Raw genomic sequence first — 12804 nt, forward strand, 5'->3', positions numbered from 1 at the left:
TTGTAATCGGAATTTGGAAAAAATACAAGGAGGAAGTCATGGCAAAGGAACCATGGGAAGAAGATATTTATGACAAGGGAGAAAAAGAATTGGCGAGAAGCAAAAAAACGAACGGTGTAGTAGCTAATCGTGTGTTGACGATTTTAGCTGTTATTTTTTTCGTTATAGTGATTGTAATGGTAGGAATGATGATTTATTTATCTACTGGTGGAAGTAGTAAAAAGGCAGCAACGGAGGGCTTTTATAATGCTGCAAAAACTACTAGTAAATCAAGTGAAAGTTCTAGTGCTCCCACTTCTTCTAAAGCAGCAAGTGATAGCAGTCAGCCGCAATCATCTGAAGGAACGATTACCGTTCAGGCTGGAGAAGGAGAAGCTGCCATTGCCGCGCGTGCGGGGATTTCAATTGCGGAATTAGAGCGTTTAAATCCATCTCACATGACAACAGGTGCGTGGTACGCTAATCCAGGTGATGTAGTAAAAATTCGATAGGAGTGCCGAATGAAACAGATTCAAATTGCTATTGATGGTCCAGCTTCAAGTGGAAAGTCAACAGTTGCAAAAATTATTGCAAAAGATTTCGATTACACTTACTTGGATACAGGTGCGATGTATCGTGCAGCGACTTACTTAGCTTTACAAAATGATTTATCGGCGGAAAAGTGGTCTGAAATTGTTGCGCTATTAGATACTTATCCTGTTAGTTTTGGACGTGGTAAAGATGGAGAGCAACTCGTTTTTGTTGGAGATGTAGATGTGACGCATCCGATTCGAGAAAATGAAGTCACTAACAATGTTTCTTGGGTGTCTGCAATTCCAGAAGTACGAGAAAAGTTGGTTGATTTACAACGAGAAATTGCCACTCAAGGTGGTATTGTTATGGATGGGCGTGACATTGGAACAGTTGTTTTGCCTCATGCAGAGTTAAAAATTTTTCTTGTAGCCTCAGTTGAGGAAAGAGCTCAACGCCGCTATAAAGAAAATCTTGAAAAAGGTATTCCAACTGATTTGGAAACCCTCCAAAAAGAAATTTCAGATCGTGATTATAAGGACAGTCACCGTTCAGTTTCTCCTTTAAAACCGGCAGATGATGCTATTCATTTTGATACGACGGGTGTCGGAATTGTGGAAGTTGTGAATTTTATCGAAGAAAAAGCTAAAAAAATCCTTGACAAATAAACCAAAACTTGTTATTATGTAAAAGTTGAGAAAAGCAGAAGTGAGAACTTCTCGCCTTGCGACTAACGTTGTCTGGCTCTACGGATTAAGTTTCAGGAATGAAATACTATCATGTAGTGCGGACTTGCGTTAGCAAGTCCGCTCTTGTTTTTCTCTAAAAATAAAAAAGAGGTGAAAACCATAGCAAAACAAGACTTATTCATCAATGATGAAATTCGTGTACGTGAAGTTCGTTTGATCGGTCTTGATGGTGAGCAATTGGGCATTAAACCACTTAGCGAAGCGCAAGCGATTGCTGACGATGCAAATGTGGATCTTGTTCTGATTCAACCACAAGCTAAACCGCCTGTTGCAAAAATTATGGACTATGGAAAGTTCAAGTTTGAGTATCAGAAAAAACAAAAAGAGCAACGCAAAAAACAAAGTGTTGTTACTGTGAAAGAAGTTCGTCTTAGTCCAACTATTGACAAAGGTGACTTTGATACAAAACTTCGTAATGCACGCAAGTTCCTTGAAAAAGGAAATAAAGTGAAGGTTTCTATTCGCTTTAAAGGGCGGATGATTACTCACAAAGAAATCGGAGCGAAAGTATTAGCCGACTTTGCTCAAGCAACGCAGGATATTGCGATTATTGAACAAAGAGCTAAGATGGATGGACGTCAAATGTTCATGCAGTTAGCGCCAATCCCTGACAAAAAGTAATCTGTTAGAAGTTAAAAAAAGGAGAAAAATATCATGCCAAAACAAAAAACACACCGCGCATCAGCTAAACGTTTCAAACGTACAGGTTCTGGTGGCTTGAAACGTTTCCGTGCTTACACTTCTCACCGTTTCCACGGAAAAACTAAAAAACAACGTCGTCATCTTCGTAAAGCAGCAATGGTGCATTCAGGAGATTTCAAACGTATCAAAGCAATGCTGACAGGTCTTAAATAAGAGATTTTGCAGTAGATTATTCTAGGAAATATTGGAGGAAATATAAATGGCACGTGTTAAAGGTGGCGTTGTATCACGCAAACGTCGTAAACGTATTTTAAAATTAGCTAAAGGTTACTATGGTGCAAAACATATCTTGTTCCGCACAGCAAAAGAACAAGTAATGAACTCTTACTACTATGCATACCGTGACCGTCGTCAAAAGAAACGCGATTTCCGTAAATTGTGGATTACACGTATCAATGCGGCAGCTCGTCTCAACGGACTTTCATATTCACAATTGATGCATGGTTTGAAATTAGCTGAAATCGAAGTAAACCGTAAAATGTTGGCTGATTTAGCAGTTAACGATGTAGCAGCTTTCACAGCGCTTGCAGATGCAGCTAAAGCAAAGTTAGGTAAATAATAATTAAAAAGCTGAGATATTTATCCCAGCTTTTTAATATAGTGTTGTGGTGTGGAAATTAGATTTGATAATGGAGAAAAAATAATATATGGAATCAACCAAAGATTGAGCAATAAAAAATCATGATGGTCTTATGAAAGGAAAGACGAATGAAGAAATTAATAAACAGTAGATTCGTTTAGGTGCCGTCAAGGGGTAACATTGTCAAAAGTATTAGTCACCTATTCTGATAACGAAAACAGATAAGAGATTGGCAGGAGAGTTTAGATAATGGAAAAACAGGATGTGATTTATTAAAAACATTGATAAGTATTGTAGATTGATTTAAAAATTTTCAAATATTTTAATGTTATAAATAATAAAAAAACTGGGATAATGAACACTGCACCCCAAAAGTTAGACATAAAAAATTAACTTTTGGGGTGCAGTTCAAATGAACTAAAAGATTTAATATTTTTTAGTTTTAAACCAGTTTTCTATTTTACATAAAGTTCACGATCTTTTAAGATAATTTCTTGAACGTGAGCATATTTTTTTAGTGTTTTTAATTCTTCTGGATGAGTGATGAATGTAATAACATAGCCTTCTTTGCCCATACGGCCAGTCCGTCCAGCACGGTGTGTATAGATTTCAAGGTCGCGAGGTAGATCATAGTTGATGACGCACTCAAGAGAATCAATGTCAATTCCTCTAGCTACCAAGTCAGTGGCGAGTAAGAGTGTAAGCTCGTCGTTTTTAAATTGCTCCAAGAAAATCTTGCGGAATTTTATGTTGACATCACTAGCCAAGGACACAGCCTGAATATGACAGTATTGCAACTTTTCCTCAGCACTTCCTAAGTCCGAGAGGGCATTGAAAAAGATAAGCGCACGAAATTCTGAAACTTGAGCTAGCTTTCGCAAGCATTCAACTTTGTCGCGCTGTTTAACTTGCATATAAAAATGACGAATATTATCAAGTTGTTGATTTTCTGTTTTGATTTGGATTGTATTTTTAGCAATTTTATCCTGCTCAAATTTAGCAGTAGCACTCATATAAATCAATTGATGTTCACGAGGTACATAGTGAATAATTTTGTCAACAAAGTGATATTGTGAATCACTAAGCAATTGATCAAATTCATCCAGAATGATCGTATCGACAGTCATCATTTTGATTTTTTTTAGTTTAATCAATTCAAAAATGCGTCCTGGCGTCCCGATGAGAATTTCGGGGCCTTTTTTTAACCGTTCAATTTGTCGTTTTTGGCTGGAGCCAGATAGAAAGAGCTGAGCTGTTAAGCCAAGTAGTTCAGCCCATGTTTTGGTGACGTCGAAAATTTGTCCAGCTAGCTCAGTATTGGGAGCCAAGATAAGTAATTGCTGGAATTTCTTAGGCTTTAGTTTTAGAAGACTAGGAAAAAGATAGGCAAGTGTTTTTCCAGTTCCGGTAGGGCTTATCCCAAGGACATTTTCACCGTCTGTAATAGGTTGAAAGAGTTGTTCTTGAATGGGAGTTAAATACTCAAAGCCAAGTTTGGTAAGTTGGTCTTGCCAACTTTGAGGGAAATTAGTTGTTGTCATGATCAGCCTCAAATCTAATACCGGCATCTTGTCGCATGCTAAACAGAGTTTTATGCACGGCAGCAGCAACGTCTAGCCAGTTTTGGTAAATTTCTTGTTTTATCTCACCGCTCAATACTTGAGCGAATCGTTTGGCTTCTTCTGCCATGGTGTGAGAAGAGCGCACAATTTCAAGAGTCTTTTTCTCTTTATTTAAATCTTGAAAAACAGCCGAAGTAATGAATTCAATCGAATTTAAGGTCAGTGTACCGTCTGTTGTATAAATTTCAGCAGGGAAAAAACTATTGATATTTTTTCCGGTTTGGATAGTCACTTGAAATTCTGGATAGATTAAGCTTCCTACTCCATTTAGATCGACAGTATTTGGTAATTGCTGAGCGGTGTAACAGGCATTTTCTGGTACTCCAAAAAGTCGTATGGCTGCATAGACAGGATAAATGCCTAAGTCCATTAGAGCACCGCCTGAAAACTTAGCAGAAAAGACGTTTGGCTCTTGTCCAGCTAACAGAGCTGGCATTTTGGAAGAATACTTCGCATAGGTGAAATGTGCCCCAAGAATCGTTTTGTTTTTGAGAAAATCTGAAATGACATCAAATGATTGCTCATGATAGTTACGAGCTGCTTCAAAAATGTATACATGCTGTTCTTGAGCTAATGTTACCAATTCAGCCCATTCTTCTGGGCGTGAAACAGCAGGTTTTTCTACAATTACATGTTTGCTTGCTAAAATAGCAGCTTTTGCTTGTGGGAAATGCAGAGAATTAGGGCTTGCAATATAGACAATGTCTATATCATTAGTTAAAAAATTAGCCATATCTGTGTAGCAATCTACATTTTCGTAATAACTGGCAAATGCTTGAGCAGCATGTATCGTCCGTGAATATACCGCAGTCAGTTGATAGTCTTTTGTCGAATGAGCGGCCTTGACAAATTGGTGAACAATGTCTCCAGTTCCAATCGTTCCGAGTTTTAACATCGTTTTCTCCTTATTTTTTATTTTGTCATTTATTTTGATTTACCTCTTTCATTATATCATGATTTGTTGTAAAATAGATAAGATGATAAAAAATGGAGTGAATAATGCAAAATAGACCGATTATTATTGGCGTGACTGGTGGATCTGGTGGTGGTAAGACGAGTGTTTCGAGAGCTATTCTATCAAATTTTCCAAATGAAAAGATTGCTATGATTGAGCATGATTCTTATTATAAGGACCAATCTCATTTGACATTTGAAGAACGAATCAAGACCAACTATGACCATCCTTTTGCTTTTGATACAGATTTGATGATTGCGCAAATCAAGGAGTTGTTGGCAGGGCGTCCAGTAGATATTCCGACTTATGATTATACAGCTCATACGCGTAGTGATAGAACGTATCGTCAAGATCCGCAAGATGTCTTCATTGTAGAAGGGATTCTGGTTTTAGAGGACAAACGCTTACGTGATTTAATGGACATTAAGATTTTTGTGGATACAGATGATGATGTTCGGATCATTCGCAGGATTAAGCGAGATATGGATGAACGTGGTCGTAGTTTAGATAGTGTCATTGAGCAATATTTAGGTGTGGTAAAGCCTATGTATCATCAATTTATCGAGCCTACCAAGCGCTATGCGGATGTAATTATTCCAGAAGGAGCTTCTAACACAGTGGCGATTGATCTGATTACAACGAAAATTGAAAAAATCTTGCAGGAAGCAAGAGAGTCATAGAAAGGAAGTCTAGTGAGGAAGTGCTAGACTTTTTAGGTAATGATGATAAAAAGTATAAAAAGGAAAAGGAAGTTTCATTCGCGCTCGAAATTTTTTGCCTGTCTGCTGACTTTTTGTGCGGGATTTATTGACGCTTATACATTTATTGAAAGAGGCGGGACATTGGTTGCGGGTCAAACAGGAAACGTTGTGTTCTTGTCAGTTGAATTGATTCATCATGAGACAGGAGAAATAGAAGTGAAGTTGGCAACGATGCTGGCTTTTATGTTAGGCATTTTTGTGTTAACCATTTTCAAAAATAGCTTTGAAAATTCTTTATGGCGCTTGTCCAGCATTCTCCCACTGATTTTGTTTTGTGGGCTTACAGGATTTCTACCAGCAACCGTGTCTAATCTTTTCATTGTTCCGCCGATTGGTTTTTGTATGGGGTTGGTGGCAACGGCTTTTGGTGAAGTGGATGGCATTGTCTACAATAATTCCTTTATGACGGGCAATATCAAAAAAACAATGGTAGCTTTTGGTACTTATGTGCGTACAAAAGAAAAAACTTGCTTAACGGAAGGCATTTTCTTCGTGGCTTTATTAGGAAGTTTTGTGATAGGAGCGATTATTTCTACTTATTTGATACAATTTTATTTGTTGAAAACAATCTGGTTCGTGGCTATTATTTTGCTAGCATTTTTGAACTTTAGAATGGTGCAATACATTCGCAGAAGATAAAAAACTTTAGCTCTACATAATGAGAGCTAAAGTTTTTTCTATTTGACTGGGAGCTACTCGTCTCTGTAGGAAACAATACCAATAATAGTATCAACGGCACGTTCCATTGTTTGCAGACTGACGTATTCAAAGCGTCCATGCATGTTTTCGCCGCCGGCAAAGATATTTGGTGTCGGAATACCCATAAAGGAAATCTTTGAGCCGTCTGTTCCGCCACGAATAGGCTCGATAATCGGTTTGATGTCAAGTTTTTCCATAACAGCCTTTGCAATATTGATAGGTGTCATGTCTTTTTCAATGACTTGGCGCATATTGTAGTATTGATCTTTCAGTTCTAAATGAACCCGTTCACCATGTTTTTCATTCATCTTATTAGTAATGGAGCGCATGAATTCTTTGCGTTTTTCAAAGGTTACTGCATCAAAGTCACGAATGATATAACTTGCTTTTGCATTCTCAACAGTTCCTTCTACATTCATAAGATGGTAGAAGCCCTCGTAGCCATCTGTTAGCTCAGGGCGGTCACCATTTGGTAATTGATTATGAAAGTCAATAGCTAATTGCAGAGCATTGATCATTTGTCCTTTTGCTGTCCCTGGATGGACATTGCGTCCTTGGAAAGTGATTTCTGCACTAGCTGCAGAGAAAGTTTCAAATTGAAGTTCTCCGAGAGGTCCACCGTCAACCGTATAAGCGAAATCTACATCGAAATCTATCGCATCAAACTTGTCAGCTCCGACACCAATTTCTTCATCTGGACCAAAACCAACTCGAATTTCGCCGTGTTTGATTTCTGGGTGACCTGCTAGATATTCAATTGCTGTCATAATTTCAGCAATACCTGATTTATCATCAGATCCAAGAAGAGTCGTTCCATCGGTTGTAATCAAGGTTTGTCCTTTGTATTTTTTCAAACTAGCAAAATCAGCAGGGTCAAGATTAAAACCAGACTGCCCAAGCGGAATCACTTCACCATCATAATTTTCAATAATTTGTGGATTGACACCTTCTGCGTTGAAATCTGCGGTGTCCATGTGAGAAATAAGACCGATTTTGCGCGTGAAACTTGGGTCATTTGCAGGAAGAGTACCGATGGCGTAGCCGTTAGGTAAGTAGTAAACATTTTCCAAGCCGACCCGCTTCATCTCAGGGATGAGGATATTAGTCGCAAAGTCCACCTGACTTTTGGTGCTGGGAGTAGTAGTGGAGGTCTCGTCTGAGCGTGTATTGACTTTAACATAAGTCAGAAAACGGTTTAAAAGATTAGGGTATTTCATAAGTTCTCCTTTTTGCATAGATGTAACTAGTGTATCATATTTTGGGAGGGAAGGCTATGTACGAATAATGAAAGTCGGATGACAATATATTTTAATAAAAATCATGAACTTGAAAGGAAGCTCATGATTCATTCTATCAGTTATTAAAAATAAACTTTTCAATAGCTGTGGCGACACCGTTCTCATCATTGGTATCTGTCACATAATTGGCTAGTTTTTTAACATAGTCGCTAGAATTGCCCATAGCCACGCCAAGACCTGCAAATTGGATCATTTCAATGTCGTTGTTAGCATCACCAAGTGCCATAATTTCTTGAGGTTTAATCTCTAAATGTTGAGCTAATTGCTTAAGAGCTGTTGCTTTAGTAGTGCCCTTTGGCATGGCTTCGTAAATGACCGGTTGTGAGCGAACACCGCTGAAACGTTGAGAAATCTGCGAACCAAATTGTTTTTCAAAGGTATCTAACTCATCAGGCTGGGCTAAAAACATAGCTTGAAATATAATATTTTTACCGCTGATAGCTTCTTCGAGACTGATTTCTGTTGGGGTTGTAAAGACAAGGCTAGCGTCATAGGTGACTAGGTCGGTTGGCTCTTCGTCAACTACTAAATAGCGTTCTTCATCAAAAAGAGTTAGTTGGGCAGGAGTTTGCTTGGCGATTCTATCCAGATAAAGCATATCCTCCGAACTTAGCTCTTTCCAATCAACAAGCTTCCAATCCTTTGTTTGATGAGTGGAGCAGCCGTTATTGATAATGACATATTCATTATCTCCACTCAGTCCTAATTGTTCATAATAAGGTTTCACTCCGACTAGAGGGCGGCCTGTACAAAGAACCAGCTTTACTCCATGTTCGACAGCTTGATGAATGGCTTGAATATGTGCTTGGGGAATTTCTTTTTGACTATTTAAAAGCGTACCGTCCATGTCTAATGCGATTAGTTTAATCATAGCATTCTCGTTTCTGTAAATGTATTTATTTTTATTATAGCACAAATGAAATGGAATATGGCATGCCTTTTCAAGACTGGTAAAAGTCACCTTTCTTATGTTATAATAAATAGACTACCCGAAAAGGAAGAGAAAAATGAATGTAGATGAATTAAAAAAGCGGCAGGAGCGAATTCGGAATTTCTCCATCATTGCTCACATTGACCACGGTAAGTCAACCTTGGCAGATCGAATTTTGGAAGCGACGGATACTGTATCCAGCCGGGAAATGCAAGCTCAACTTTTAGATAGTATGGATTTGGAAAGGGAGCGGGGCATTACTATTAAGCTCAATGCGATTGAACTCAATTATAGAGCTAAGAACGGTGAAACTTATATTTTTCATTTGATTGATACACCAGGGCATGTGGACTTTACTTATGAAGTATCGCGATCGTTGGCAGCCTGTGAAGGGGCTATTCTGGTGGTCGATGCAGCACAAGGTATTGAAGCACAAACTTTAGCCAATGTTTATCTTGCCTTAGATAATGATTTGGAAATCTTACCAGTTATCAATAAAATTGACCTTCCAGCTGCTGATCCAGAGCGAGTTCGAACAGAGATTGAAGATGTCATTGGTTTGGATGCAAGCGAAGCTGTGTTGGCTTCGGCTAAAGCTGGTATCGGGATTGAAGAAATCTTGGAGCAAATCGTGGAGAAAGTTCCTGCACCGACAGGCAATGTGGCAGCGCCGCTCAAGGCTCTCATTTTTGATTCGGTTTACGATGCCTATCGTGGAGTAATCCTGCAAGTGCGGGTTATGGACGGTGTGGTCAAGCCAGGAGATACCATTCAGCTTATGAGCAATGGCAAGACCTTTGACGTGACTGAGGTCGGCATCTTTACGCCTAAGGCTATTGGCCGTGATTTCCTAGCGACAGGGGATGTTGGTTATATTGCAGCTTCGATTAAGACTGTTCAAGATACTCGGGTCGGAGACACGGTGACCTTAGCGGACAATCCAGCCGCAGAACCTCTGCATGGCTACAAGCAGATGAACCCGATGGTTTTTGCTGGCCTCTACCCAATTGAGTCCAATAAGTACAATGACCTGCGTGAGGCTTTGGAAAAACTCCAGCTAAATGATGCTAGTCTACAATTTGAACCAGAGACATCTCAAGCACTAGGTTTTGGTTTCCGTTGTGGATTCTTAGGCTTGCTACACATGGATGTCATTCAGGAGCGCTTGGAGCGCGAGTTTAATATTGATCTGATTATGACAGCGCCGTCTGTTATCTATAAGGTCAATATGACAGATGGTGCCTCGCTTGATGTGTCCAATCCGAGCGAGTTTCCGGACCCGACTAAGATTGATTCCATTGAAGAGCCTTATGTCAAGGCGCAGATTATGGTGCCGCAGGAGTTTGTTGGAGCGGTGATGGAGTTGGCTCAGCGCAAGCGTGGTGATTTTGTTACTATGGACTATATTGATGAAAATCGGGTCAATGTCATCTATCAAATCCCACTGGCGGAAATCGTCTTTGACTTCTTTGACAAGCTCAAGTCCTCTACTCGTGGCTATGCTAGTTTTGACTATGAAATTTCAGAATATCGTAAGTCTAATCTTGTCAAGATGGATATTCTCCTCAATGGTGACAAGGTTGATGCTCTCAGCTTTATTGTTCACAAGGAATTTGCTTATGAACGCGGGAAATTGATTGTCGAAAAATTAAAGAAAATTATCCCACGCCAGCAATTTGAAGTGCCAATTCAAGCCGCTATCGGACAGAAAATCGTGGCTCGGACAGACATCAAGGCTCTGCGTAAAAATGTCTTGGCCAAGTGTTATGGTGGTGACGTTTCCCGGAAGCGCAAACTCCTAGAAAAACAAAAAGCCGGTAAAAAACGGATGAAAGCTATCGGATCTGTCGAAGTTCCACAAGAAGCCTTCCTCAGCGTTCTCAGCATGGATGATGAATAATTTTCTAACAAAGTGCGTAAGAAGCTGATACAAAAGTTTTCGGATTTAAAGTTGGCTGTGTAAGAAATGAAAAGAACAGTGGTAGTTTGAGTCTTTCAGGAGTGAAGCAGAATTAAAGATTTGTAAATCTTTAATTCTGCTTCACTCCATTTTAAATAATACAAATAACGCTTTCCTGCTACTAAAAAATATGCTAAAATAAAGCAAGGAGGAGATGTCGTTATGAATCATAAAAAGAAATATCTTCTTTTATTTTTAGTCATTTTAGTTAGTGTTGGTCTTGGAGCATGTAATTCAAGTGGAAACAGCAAATCAAAATCATCAAGCCAAATTTCGTCTTCAAGCAAAGTATCGGAAAAAGCAAATGGTAGTTTGAGTTCGTCAGCTACTAAGAAAAACGATGTGAAGACGGAAGAAACACAACGTGTAGGCTCGGATGATTATGGCTATATTGACATTCCAAAAAATTGGTTGAAATTTAGGGATGTCGATGGTGGCGACAGTATTCAATATACGGATGGTTCTGGCTACAATATTGTAACTATGAATGCTTACACGAAAGAAAAAGCTAAGATTCAAGAAAGAGAAGAGTTTACAGCTCAGACAATTGCCAATCGTATTTATTATAATTGGCAAAACAATAAAAATGTAAATAGAGTTTGGGGCTCAAAAGGAGCGGTTGCAGGTAACGAAGCCTATCAAGTAAATGTCATCATGAAATCAGGGCAGTATCTGGTTAGTTGGATTTTCAAAAAGGACGAGAAAGTTTATCTTATTGCACTTGAAGGCAATCGAGAAACTCTAATAAAGCTTCCTCCTTATATTGAAAAGACATGGAGTTTACGTAAATAGAAAGTTTAAAGAGAACTTTAAGACCTGAGAGAATGTGATATTTAAACTTAAATTGAAAAGAGTGAGAAGAAGTTGGTTTCTATGCAATGACAGCTTCCCCGCTCTTTTTTCATAGCTCATATAAATCACGAATAAGATCGTACAAGCATTTTTCGGATTTGTAAGGGAAATATTTTTCTTTATTCTATCGTAAATATGTCCTAAATTTGATATAATAGATTGAATTTTGTTTAAGAGAGAAATGAAAATGTCAACTTTAGAAACGTTAAAATCTGAATTGAACGGAATTGATATCCGTTTTGATGAACCTTTAAAACAATATACTTACACAAAAGTAGGTGGAGCTGCCGATTATCTGGTTTTTCCGCGAAATCGTTATGAATTGGCACGAGTGGTAAAATTTGCTAATCGGGAGCAGATTCCTTGGATGGTACTAGGAAATGCTAGTAATATCATCGTTCGTGATGGTGGTATTCGTGGTTTTGTGATTATGTTTGATAAATTAAATGGTGTTGCAGTGGATGGCTACACCATTGAAGCAGAAGCAGGTGCCAATCTGATTGAGACGACCCATGTTGCGCTTTATCACAGTCTGACAGGTTTTGAGTTTGCCTGTGGGATTCCGGGGAGTATTGGCGGTGCTGTCTTTATGAATGCCGGAGCCTATGGAGGCGAAATTGCCCATATTTTACTTTCTTGTAAGGTGCTGACACGTGATGGAGAAATCAAAAATATCAGTGCACAAGATATGAAATTTGGTTATCGCCGTTCATATGTTCAACAGACAGGTGATGTGGTGATTTCTGCCAAGTTTGCCTTAGCACCAGGTATGCACCGTGTGATTCGTCAAGAAATGGAACGTTTGACACATCTTCGTCAATTAAAGCAGCCTTTAGAGTACCCTTCTTGTGGCTCTGTTTTTAAACGTCCGGTGGGACATTTTGCAGGGCAATTGATTAGCGAGGCAAATTTAAAAGGTTATCGCATTGGTGGGGTGGAAGTTTCGACAAAGCATGCTGGCTTTATGGTTAATGTTGATAACGGAACTGCTGCTGATTATGAAAATTTGATTACACATGTGATTGAAACAGTGAAAGCTCATTCAGGTGTGACTTTGGAGAGAGAAGTTCGAATAATCGGTGAGAAATAAACGTATAGTTTAGTACAATTTAATAACATTTTCCAAGAAAATCAGTCAGGACAAGACTTAAATTTGTCAATCTATGAAAAAGAAGGAATTTATGG

The 12804-nt window shown here is 38.8% G+C and carries 14 protein-coding genes and 1 other annotated feature; of the genes, 10 read left to right on the forward strand and 4 right to left on the reverse strand.

Annotated elements, in window-relative coordinates:
• Positions 1–38 precede the first annotated feature (38 nt).
• From HMPREF1514_RS01725 to rplT, 5 genes are all read left to right on the forward strand, one after another.
• Positions 39–491: an SAG1386/EF1546 family surface-associated protein gene (locus HMPREF1514_RS01725; RefSeq protein WP_037596867.1), complete on the forward strand. Its 453-nt coding sequence runs from the start codon at positions 39–41 to the stop codon at positions 489–491.
• A 9-nt stretch (positions 492–500) separates the two neighbouring features.
• Positions 501–1178 carry a (d)CMP kinase gene (gene cmk / locus HMPREF1514_RS01730; RefSeq protein WP_006270676.1) on the forward strand — a complete coding sequence of 226 codons (678 nt, stop codon included), beginning with the start codon at positions 501–503 and terminating at the stop codon, positions 1176–1178.
• 26 nt (positions 1179–1204) lie between these two features.
• Positions 1205–1334: a sequence feature (ribosomal protein L20 leader region), on the forward strand.
• Positions 1335–1349: 15 nt separating this feature from the next.
• The gene (infC, locus tag HMPREF1514_RS01735) at positions 1350–1880 is read left to right on the forward strand and encodes a translation initiation factor IF-3 (protein ID WP_003025051.1); all 531 of its coding nucleotides are present in this window, start codon (positions 1350–1352) and stop codon (positions 1878–1880) included.
• A 33-nt stretch (positions 1881–1913) separates the two neighbouring features.
• On the forward strand, positions 1914–2114 hold the full coding sequence (rpmI, locus tag HMPREF1514_RS01740) for a 50S ribosomal protein L35 (protein ID WP_003025048.1): 201 nt from the start codon (positions 1914–1916) through the stop codon (positions 2112–2114).
• A 46-nt stretch (positions 2115–2160) separates the two neighbouring features.
• Entirely contained in the window at positions 2161–2520 is a 360-nt protein-coding gene (gene rplT, locus HMPREF1514_RS01745; protein WP_037596870.1) for a 50S ribosomal protein L20, read from the forward strand.
• A gap of 476 nt (positions 2521–2996) precedes the next feature.
• Here rplT and HMPREF1514_RS01750 read toward each other — a convergent pair whose 3' ends face one another.
• A complete protein-coding gene (locus HMPREF1514_RS01750; RefSeq protein WP_037596872.1) occupies positions 2997–4082 on the reverse strand; it encodes a DEAD/DEAH box helicase in 1086 nt (361 codons plus the stop codon).
• Positions 4069–5058, reverse strand: a complete 990-nt coding sequence (locus HMPREF1514_RS01755) for a Gfo/Idh/MocA family protein (RefSeq protein ID WP_037596874.1) — start codon at positions 5056–5058, stop codon at positions 4069–4071. Before HMPREF1514_RS01755 ends, HMPREF1514_RS01750 begins: the two co-directional genes overlap by 14 nt.
• 104 nt (positions 5059–5162) lie before the next feature.
• Between HMPREF1514_RS01755 and udk the strand changes: the two genes are divergently transcribed.
• Together udk and HMPREF1514_RS01765 are read left to right on the forward strand one after the other, a co-directional pair.
• Positions 5163–5798, forward strand: coding sequence for a uridine kinase (udk, locus tag HMPREF1514_RS01760; RefSeq protein WP_003068781.1), 636 nt, complete (start codon positions 5163–5165; stop codon positions 5796–5798).
• Positions 5799–5837: 39 nt separating this feature from the next.
• Positions 5838–6518 carry a YoaK family protein gene (locus HMPREF1514_RS01765; RefSeq protein ID WP_225908990.1) on the forward strand — a complete coding sequence of 227 codons (681 nt, stop codon included), beginning with the start codon at positions 5838–5840 and terminating at the stop codon, positions 6516–6518.
• A gap of 53 nt (positions 6519–6571) precedes the next feature.
• Here HMPREF1514_RS01765 and pepT read toward each other — a convergent pair whose 3' ends face one another.
• Complete coding sequence (pepT, locus tag HMPREF1514_RS01770) at positions 6572–7795, reverse strand: peptidase T (protein WP_037596876.1); 1224 nt, start codon at positions 7793–7795, stop codon at positions 6572–6574.
• 136 nt (positions 7796–7931) lie between these two features.
• Positions 7932–8747: a Cof-type HAD-IIB family hydrolase gene (locus tag HMPREF1514_RS01775; RefSeq protein ID WP_037596878.1), complete on the reverse strand. Its 816-nt coding sequence runs from the start codon at positions 8745–8747 to the stop codon at positions 7932–7934.
• A gap of 136 nt (positions 8748–8883) precedes the next feature.
• Between HMPREF1514_RS01775 and lepA the strand changes: the two genes are divergently transcribed.
• The 3 genes from lepA (at position 8884) to murB (ending at position 12709) form a co-directional block, all read left to right on the forward strand.
• Complete coding sequence (gene lepA / locus HMPREF1514_RS01780; RefSeq protein ID WP_037596879.1) at positions 8884–10707, forward strand: translation elongation factor 4; 1824 nt, start codon at positions 8884–8886, stop codon at positions 10705–10707.
• Between the two features lie 222 nt (positions 10708–10929).
• The gene (locus tag HMPREF1514_RS01785) at positions 10930–11559 is read left to right on the forward strand and encodes a hypothetical protein (protein WP_003068786.1); all 630 of its coding nucleotides are present in this window, start codon (positions 10930–10932) and stop codon (positions 11557–11559) included.
• A gap of 247 nt (positions 11560–11806) precedes the next feature.
• On the forward strand, positions 11807–12709 hold the full coding sequence (murB, locus tag HMPREF1514_RS01790) for a UDP-N-acetylmuramate dehydrogenase (RefSeq protein WP_037596881.1): 903 nt from the start codon (positions 11807–11809) through the stop codon (positions 12707–12709).
• The last annotated feature ends 95 nt before the right edge of the window (positions 12710–12804 follow it).

It is taken from the genome of Streptococcus sp. AS20, assembly GCF_000524255.1.
Classification (GTDB): domain Bacteria; phylum Bacillota; class Bacilli; order Lactobacillales; family Streptococcaceae; genus Streptococcus; species Streptococcus constellatus.

Excerpts from the sequence above, each read along its gene's own strand:
- HMPREF1514_RS01755 (WP_037596874.1), bottom strand. The coding sequence starts at position 5,058 with ATGTTAAAACTCGGAACGATTGGAACTGGAGACATTGTTCACCAATTT.
- rpmI (WP_003025048.1), top strand. The coding sequence starts at position 1,914 with ATGCCAAAACAAAAAACACACCGCGCATCAGCTAAACGTTTCAAACGT.
- murB (WP_037596881.1), top strand. The coding sequence starts at position 11,807 with ATGTCAACTTTAGAAACGTTAAAATCTGAATTGAACGGAATTGATATC.
- udk (WP_003068781.1), top strand. The coding sequence starts at position 5,163 with ATGCAAAATAGACCGATTATTATTGGCGTGACTGGTGGATCTGGTGGT.
- HMPREF1514_RS01775 (WP_037596878.1), bottom strand. The coding sequence starts at position 8,747 with ATGATTAAACTAATCGCATTAGACATGGACGGTACGCTTTTAAATAGT.
- HMPREF1514_RS01750 (WP_037596872.1), bottom strand. The coding sequence starts at position 4,082 with ATGACAACAACTAATTTCCCTCAAAGTTGGCAAGACCAACTTACCAAA.
- HMPREF1514_RS01765 (WP_225908990.1), top strand. The coding sequence starts at position 5,838 with ATGATGATAAAAAGTATAAAAAGGAAAAGGAAGTTTCATTCGCGCTCG.
- HMPREF1514_RS01785 (WP_003068786.1), top strand. The coding sequence starts at position 10,930 with ATGAATCATAAAAAGAAATATCTTCTTTTATTTTTAGTCATTTTAGTT.
- HMPREF1514_RS01725 (WP_037596867.1), top strand. The coding sequence starts at position 39 with ATGGCAAAGGAACCATGGGAAGAAGATATTTATGACAAGGGAGAAAAA.
- cmk (WP_006270676.1), top strand. The coding sequence starts at position 501 with ATGAAACAGATTCAAATTGCTATTGATGGTCCAGCTTCAAGTGGAAAG.
- rplT (WP_037596870.1), top strand. The coding sequence starts at position 2,161 with ATGGCACGTGTTAAAGGTGGCGTTGTATCACGCAAACGTCGTAAACGT.
- lepA (WP_037596879.1), top strand. The coding sequence starts at position 8,884 with ATGAATGTAGATGAATTAAAAAAGCGGCAGGAGCGAATTCGGAATTTC.
- pepT (WP_037596876.1), bottom strand. The coding sequence starts at position 7,795 with ATGAAATACCCTAATCTTTTAAACCGTTTTCTGACTTATGTTAAAGTC.